6 protein-coding genes and 1 pseudogene are annotated in these 6888 nt (G+C 58.9%); 4 read left to right on the top strand and 3 right to left on the bottom strand.

Annotation, left to right across the window (positions count from 1 at the left end):
• Positions 1-858, bottom strand: an 858-nt coding sequence (locus KGB03_RS02195) for a DUF808 domain-containing protein (protein WP_223526172.1), incomplete at its 3' end; no start/stop codon positions are given.
• A gap of 135 nt (positions 859-993) precedes the next feature.
• Here KGB03_RS02195 and KGB03_RS02190 point away from each other — a divergent pair.
• Positions 994-1602, top strand: a complete 609-nt coding sequence (locus tag KGB03_RS02190) for a TetR/AcrR family transcriptional regulator (protein WP_111451918.1) — start codon at positions 994-996, stop codon at positions 1600-1602.
• 110 nt (positions 1603-1712) lie between these two features.
• Here KGB03_RS02190 and KGB03_RS02185 read toward each other — a convergent pair.
• Positions 1713-2171, bottom strand: a pseudogene (locus KGB03_RS02185) (REP-associated tyrosine transposase).
• 215 nt (positions 2172-2386) lie between these two features.
• Entirely contained in the window at positions 2387-2827 is a 441-nt protein-coding gene (locus tag KGB03_RS02180; RefSeq protein WP_008145573.1) for a GlcG/HbpS family heme-binding protein, read from the bottom strand.
• Between the two features lie 267 nt (positions 2828-3094).
• Between KGB03_RS02180 and gcl the strand changes: the two genes are divergently transcribed.
• The 3 genes from gcl to KGB03_RS02165 all read left to right on the top strand — a co-directional run bounded on the left by gcl (position 3095) and on the right by KGB03_RS02165 (position 6828).
• Entirely contained in the window at positions 3095-4870 is a 1776-nt protein-coding gene (gcl, locus tag KGB03_RS02175) for a glyoxylate carboligase (RefSeq protein WP_008145572.1), read from the top strand.
• Positions 4871-5002: 132 nt separating this feature from the next.
• On the top strand, positions 5003-5785 hold the full coding sequence (gene hyi / locus KGB03_RS02170; RefSeq protein WP_223526170.1) for a hydroxypyruvate isomerase: 783 nt from the start codon (positions 5003-5005) through the stop codon (positions 5783-5785).
• Positions 5786-5937: 152 nt separating this feature from the next.
• Positions 5938-6828 (top strand): 2-hydroxy-3-oxopropionate reductase, encoded by an 891-nt coding sequence (locus KGB03_RS02165; RefSeq protein ID WP_074874627.1) that lies wholly within the window; start codon positions 5938-5940, stop codon positions 6826-6828.
• Positions 6829-6888 lie beyond the last annotated feature (60 nt).

Raw genomic sequence — 6888 nt, 5'->3', positions numbered from 1 at the left:
GGCACCTGCCACATTACGCGCTACCGCATTCAGCAACGTCGGCACGATAAACCCGGCACCGCCCGCCCCTGCGCTGACGCTCTCAATCCAGTGATGAACCACCGGCACGCCGTGGGTGAGAATCCCGCCACCCACCAGGAACATCGCCGCCGTGCCGATCACCGACAGGCTTTTCATCATGTACGGTGCCGCACGCAGAATCCCGGCGCCGATACTTTTGGCCATCTGCCCAGGCTTCTGGGTCAGCCACAAACCGAGGTCGTCGAGCTTGACGATGCCGGCCACCAGACCATACACGCCGATGGTCATGACGATGGCAATGCCCGAAAGCACGATGACTTGCTGGGTCAGCGAAGCTTCAGCCACGGTACCCAGAGTGATGGCGATGATTTCCGCCGACAGAATGAAGTCGGTGCGGATGGCGCCTTTGATCTTGTCCTGCTCGAACGCCACCAGATCGACCGCCGGATTGGCTACGGCCTCGACCAGCTCAGCATGTTCGGCTTGATCTTCAGCCTTGCTGTGCAGGAATTTGTGGGCCAGCTTCTCGAAACCTTCGAAACACAGATAGGCGCCACCGACCATCAATAGCGGCGTGACCAGCCACGGAATGAACGCGCTAATGGCCAACGCCGAGGGCACCAGGATCAGCTTGTTGAGAAACGAGCCCTTGGCCACCGCCCATACCACCGGGATTTCCCGCTCGGCACGCACGCCGGAAACCTGCTGGGCATTGAGCGCCAGATCGTCACCGAGCACGCCGGCGGTCTTCTTGGCGGCCATTTTGGTCATCAATGCCACGTCGTCGAGTACCGCGGCAATGTCGTCGATCAGCAACAGCAAACTGCTTCCTGCCATGAATCAGGCTTCCTTCGAATAATGAATGCCGCGCAGCATAGCGCGGCCTAACGTGCCGTGGGGCATTCTTGAGCGTCGCGCGAGGCCGGTGCTACCATGCGCAACCGCCAGAACAGGCAAGGAACCCCCTGGTTTATGAGCACTATCCGCGAGCGCAACAAACAACTGATCCTGCGTGCCGCCAGTGAAGAATTTGCCGACAAGGGCTTCGCTGCGACCAAAACCAGTGACATCGCAGCCAAGGCGGGATTGCCCAAGCCCAACGTCTACTACTACTTCAAATCCAAGGAAAACCTCTACCGCGAGGTCCTGGAAAGCATCATCGAGCCAATTCTGCAGGCCTCGACACCGTTCAACGCCGACGGCGTGCCCAGTGAAGTGCTGAGCGGCTACATTCGCTCGAAAATCCGTATCTCCCGCGACCTGCCCTTCGCCTCCAAGGTGTTCGCCAGCGAAATCATGCACGGCGCGCCGCACCTGAGCGCTGATCTGGTTGAACGGCTCAACGGCCAGGCCAAGCACAACATCGACTGCATCCAGACCTGGATCGACCGCAGCCAGATCGCCCCGATCGACCCCAACCACCTGATGTTCAGCATCTGGGCCGCGACCCAGACCTATGCCGACTTCGACTGGCAGATTTCTGCGGTGACCGGAAAGGCCAAGCTCGATGAGGCCGACTATGAAGCGGCGGCGCAGACGATTATCCGGTTGGTGTTGAAAGGGTGTGAGCCGGACCGTTAAACCGTGGTGCGCCTTTCGCGAGCAAGCCCGCTCCCACAAGGGATCTTCGGTGTGTTGGAGATCGAGTGTGGGAGCGGGCTTGCTCGCGAAGAAGGCGACTCGATATCGCCTCAAACCCAGATCGCATCCCACAGCGGATAGTCGCCAAGTTTCCCAACCAGTCCCGCCCGCAATGGGTTGGCGACAACATATCGGGCGAGCTTCACCAAATCCTCATCTCGCCGCAAAGCATGATCATGAAAACTCTGCTGCCAAAGGCTGCCTGTTCTACCCGTGCCGGCATTGATAGTTCGAGTACTCAACGATTTGGCCTGACACATCAATTGACCCAATGACCCTTTTTGCAACTAAATCAGCCAGTGAAAGTGATCGGGCATGACCACAAAAGCCAAGGTCTCGGCAAACCCGTGATCCTGTGCTTGTTTGAATTGGTGAACGACCATCCTGCCCAAGGTGTAATCCCTGAAAACAGGCTCTCGCTTGAGGGTGTTGGCAGTCAGAAGATAAATGCGGTTTTGCTCGGCATAGCGACCGATGCGCAAGCGGTGTGAAGCTGACAGCTCAGGCATTCCTTTGCCTCTCTCATGGATGAATTCATGAAAAGGCTAGATCAGCGAACCGGGAACTGAGGGGCGGACTTTTAGCTGGATGTGTCTGAAGGATCGCTTTCGCGAGCAAGCCCGCTCCCACAGTGGGTGAGCGGTGTTCAGACATTTTATGTCTTCCACCGAACCATTGTGGGAGCGGGCTTGCTCGCGAAGGCGTTAGATCAATCAACACATAATCAAGCAGTCACCCCCGCATCCGCCCGCAACCCCAGCGCCTCGATTGCGTTGATCGCACATTGCTCATCAACATCAGAAAGATCACCGCTGATACCAACAGCCCCCAGCACGTTCCCATCCTGATCCCGAATCAACACCCCACCCGGTGCCGGGACGACGCTGCCCTGCCCCAGACTGTTCAAAGCGGCGATAAACGCCGGTCGTTGTTGTGCGTCCAGCGCCAGCAGGCGTGAGCCTTTGCCCAGGGCGATGGCGCCCCAGGCTTTGCCGATGGCGATCTGCGGCCGCAGCAGGCTGGCGCCGTCTTCACGCTGCAGGGTGACCAGGTGTCCACCCGCATCCAGTACTGCAATGGTCAAAGGAGCCGCCGAGATTGCACGCCCTGCGGAGATAGCCTGATTGGCCAGGTTGACTGCGACTTTCAAGGTTAAAGCGCTCATGGTGCCGTCCTCATTTTGTTATAGGGAAAGCTGCTGGACTGCGTTTTGTTCAGAAGTCCGATGCAACAAATAGAACACAATGGGTTATTTTTTTGTATACAATAATTTTCGAAAAACGCCACATGCGACGAAAAGCCACAGTAGATTGGGCTTCCGACGAATGAAACGGCCGCTTGAGAAAATGGATTGACCTGCGCCGTCCGCCGTGAATACACTCTGCGCAAAGCCACTTGTATACAATTACAAAACGTAAGAGGCACCAAAACCATGAGCAAAATGAGAGCAATCGAAGCCGCCGTTCTGGTGATGCGCCGTGAAGGGGTTGATACCGCTTTTGGCATCCCGGGCGCCGCGATCAACCCGCTGTACTCCGCCTTGCAGAAGGTCGGTGGCATCGATCACGTCCTCGCTCGCCACGTTGAAGGCGCCTCGCACATGGCCGAGGGCTACACCCGCACCAAGGCAGGCAACATCGGCGTGTGCATCGGCACGTCCGGCCCTGCCGGTACCGACATGGTCACCGGGCTCTACAGCGCCTCGGCCGACTCGATCCCGATTCTTTGCATTACCGGCCAGGCGCCCCGCGCCCGTATGCACAAGGAAGACTTCCAGGCTGTCGACATCACCTCGATCGTCAAACCAGTGACCAAGTGGGCAACCACCGTCATGGAACCGGGTCAGGTGCCTTACGCGTTCCAGAAAGCCTTTTACGAAATGCGTTCCGGCCGTCCAGGCCCGGTGCTGATCGATCTGCCGTTCGACGTGCAGATGGCTGAAATCGAATTCGACATCGACGCCTATGAACCACTGCCGCTGGCCAAGCCAACCGCTAACCGCGTGCAAATCGAGAAGGCCCTGGCCATGCTCGATCAGGCCGAGCGTCCGTTGCTGGTGGCCGGTGGTGGCATCATCAATGCCGACGCCAGCGAGTTGCTGGTGGAGTTCGCCGAGTTGACCGGTATTCCGGTGGTCCCGACCCTGATGGGCTGGGGCACCATTCCAGACGATCACCCGTTGATGGTCGGCATGGTCGGTCTGCAAACCTCGCACCGCTACGGCAACGCGACGATGCTCAAATCCGACCTGGTGCTGGGTGTCGGTAACCGCTGGGCCAACCGTCACACCGGTTCGATCGACGTTTACACCGAAGGCCGCAAGTTCATTCACGTTGACATCGAACCGACCCAGATCGGCCGCGTGTTCACCCCGGACCTGGGCATCGTTTCCGACGCCGCTGCCGCACTGACCGTGTTCATCGAAGTCGCTCGCGAATGGCAAGCCGCCGGCAAGCTGAAAAACCGCAGTGCCTGGCTGCAAGACTGCCAGCAGCGCAAGTCCAGCCTGCAGCGCAAGACTCACTTCGACAACGTACCGGTCAAGCCGCAGCGCGTTTACGAAGAGATGAACCAGGTGTTCGGCAAGGACACGTGCTACGTCAGCACCATCGGTCTGTCGCAGATTGCCGGCGCGCAGTTTCTGCACGTCTACAAACCGCGTCACTGGATCAACTGCGGTCAGGCCGGTCCGTTGGGCTGGACCATTCCGGCAGCGCTGGGTGTGGTCAAGGCTGATCCGACCCGCAAGGTTGTGGCGCTGTCGGGCGACTATGACTTCCAGTTCATGATCGAAGAGTTGGCGGTGGGCGCGCAGTTCAAGCTGCCGTACATCCACGTGGTGGTGAACAACTCGTACCTGGGGCTGATTCGTCAGGCTCAGCGCGGTTTCGACATGGACTACTGCGTGCAGTTGTCTTTCGACAACCTGAACGCTCCGGAACTCAACGGTTACGGTGTCGACCACGTCGCGGTCGCTGAAGGCCTGGGCTGCAAGGCGCTGCGTGTATTCGAACCGAGTCAGATCCAGCCTGCCCTGCGCAGGGCTCAGGAGCTGATCGAAGAGTTCAAGGTCCCGGTGATCGTCGAGATCATTCTGGAGCGTGTGACCAACATTTCCATGGGCACCGAGATCAACGCTGTCAACGAATTCGAAGACCTGGCGCTGGTCGGCAACGATGCGCCAACGGCGATTTCGTTGCTCGATTGATGATCGTTCCCCCTGTGGGAGCGGGCTTGCTCGCGAAGGCGTCGGCACAGTCAACATTGCTGTCGCCTGATACACCGCTTTCGCGAGCAAGCCCGCTCCCACAGGGACCCCACACATATACGGGAGACCACCATGCCGCGTTTCGCAGCCAACCTGTCCATGCTGTTCACCGAGCAGGATTTTCTTGCCCGTTTTGAAGCTGCCGCCAAGGCCGGCTTCAGTGGTGTCGAATACCTGTTCCCTTACGACTTCAGCTCCGCCGAGATCAAAGCCAAGCTCGATGCCAATGGCTTGACCCAGGTGCTGTTCAACCTGCCGGCCGGTGACTGGGCCAAGGGCGAACGCGGTATCGCGTGCCTGCCGGACCGGGTTGAAGAGTTCCGCGCCGGTGTCGACCTGGCGATTGCCTACGCGAAAGTATTGGGCAATACCCAAGTCAACTGCCTGGCCGGTATTCGTCCACAAGGCATCGACGATGCCACCGTGGAAAAAACCTTCGTCAGCAACCTCAAGTACGCGGCCGACAAGCTGCAAGCGGCGGGCATCAAACTGGTGATGGAAGCAATCAACACCCGCGACATCCCGGGTTTCTACTTGAACAACACGGCGCAAGCCCTGTCGATTCGCGAACAGGTCAGCAGCGCCAACCTGTTCCTGCAATACGACATCTACCACATGCAAATCATGGAGGGCGACCTGGCCCGCACCATGGCTGCGCACCTGGGCGAGATCAATCACATCCAGTTGGCCGATAACCCAGGGCGCAACGAACCGGGCACCGGTGAGATCAACTACCGCTTCCTGTTCGAACACCTGGACCGCATCGGTTATCAGGGTTGGGTTGGTTGCGAATACAAGCCGCTGACTACCACTGAAGCGGGTTTGGGCTGGCTCAAAACCCATAACGCAATCTGACGCAGATCCCTGTGGGAGTGAGCCTGCTCGCGATGAGGCCAGCACATTCAACGTTGACGTTGTCTGGCCTACCGCTATCGCGAGCAGGCTCACTCCTACAAAAAGCTATGCACCCATTTGCTTGAGCAACACAAAAACAAGAGGATTTTCTCATGGCTAAAATCGGATTTATCGGCACCGGCATCATGGGCCACCCAATGGCGTTGAACCTGCAGAAAGCCGGTCACAGCCTGTTCCTGTCGGCGCATCACGACGCTGCGCCTGCTGACCTGATTGCCGGTGGCGCCGTCGCCCTGGCGAACCCGAAAGAAGTCGCGCAAGAGGCTGAATTCATCATCGTCATGGTGCCGGATACCCCGCAGGTCGATGACGTGCTGTTCCGCGCCGACGGCGTTGCGGCCGGTGTTGGCAAAGGCAAAGTCGTGATCGACATGAGCTCGATCTCGCCGACGGCCACCAAAGCCTTCGCCGCCAAAATCAACGAAAAAGGTGCTCAGTACCTCGACGCGCCAGTGTCCGGCGGTGAAGTCGGCGCCAAGGCTGCGACCCTGAGCATCATGGTCGGCGGTGAGGCCGATGCCTTCGAACGCGTTCTGCCGCTGTTCCAGGCGATGGGCAAGAACATCACCCTGGTCGGCGGCAACGGCGACGGTCAAACCGCCAAAGTGGCGAACCAGATCATCGTGGCGCTGAACATTCAGGCCGTGGCCGAAGCCCTGCTGTTTGCTTCGAAAAACGGTGCCGATCCGGCCAAGGTCCGTGAAGCGCTGATGGGTGGCTTCGCGTCCTCGAAGATCCTCGAAGTGCACGGCGAACGCATGATCAAAGGCACCTTCGATCCAGGCTTCCGCATCAGCCTGCACCAGAAGGACCTGAACCTGGCTCTGGCCGGTGCACGCGAGCTGGGCATCAACCTGCCGAACACCGCCAACACCCAGCAAGTGTTCAGCACCTGCGCGGCCATCGGCGGCAGCAACTGGGACCACTCGGCGCTGATCAAGGGCCTGGAACACATGGCGAATTTCTCGATTCGCGATAAGTAACACCTGCACAAAACCCTGTGGGAGCGGGCTTGCTCGCGAAGGCGGTGTGCCTGCCAATAC

The sequence above is a fragment of the Pseudomonas sp. BF-B-26 genome (genome assembly GCF_019956495.1).
GTDB lineage: Bacteria > Pseudomonadota > Gammaproteobacteria > Pseudomonadales > Pseudomonadaceae > Aquipseudomonas.
This window is presented reverse-complemented; position numbering and strand designations above follow the sequence as displayed.